The 607-nt window shown below is 43.7% G+C and carries 1 pseudogene; it reads right to left on the reverse strand.

The annotated features are described in order from the left end of the window. Positions 1-606: pseudogene (locus RCG67_RS17040) on the reverse strand (IS5-like element IS1169 family transposase); the annotation flags it as partial. Position 607 lies beyond the last annotated feature (1 nt).

Genomic DNA, 607 nt, shown 5'->3' on the forward strand with positions numbered 1-607 from the left:
ACGCTTCTTTGTCCAGCGGGCATCTACATCCTTGTGGCACTTCTTGTGGGGATTGTCATTCCACAACTTATCACCCGCTCCCTGTTTTATCTGCTCATTTTCATCACGGGTGTTACGTTGGCGAGGGGCAATAACAAAACTGGCATCAATGATGCGACCCTCATTGAATTGCAGACCCTTACTTTCCATGAAACTATGAAATTCCGAAAAAAGCTTGTCATAAACGCCTGTATTTGTCAGGAGTTCGCGATACTTCCACACCGTCTTCTCGTCAGGAACATCGTCAACACATTCAATACCAAGAAACTTGCGGAAACTCGTACGGTCAACTATCTGATACTCTATCTGATGGTCACTCAAACCATAATAACGCTGAAGAAACAAGACCTTGAACATCAGCACACAGTCTATCGGCGGACGACCGGCATTACTTTTGCGCTCTCCGGTAAAAAGGGCTGATTCAAGAGTAGGACGAAAGATCTCAAAATCAACATACTGAGACAACACTTCAAGAGGATTGCCCATTTCATTCAAACGCAATTCACGATTCTCTGACTCAAATAGTTGATTATAACGAAGCTTACGGTATCGGGATAACTTGTTCATT

It is taken from the genome of Kocuria cellulosilytica (assembly GCF_040981245.1).
In the GTDB taxonomy this organism is placed as follows: Bacteria; Actinomycetota; Actinomycetes; order Actinomycetales; family Micrococcaceae; genus Kocuria; species Kocuria cellulosilytica.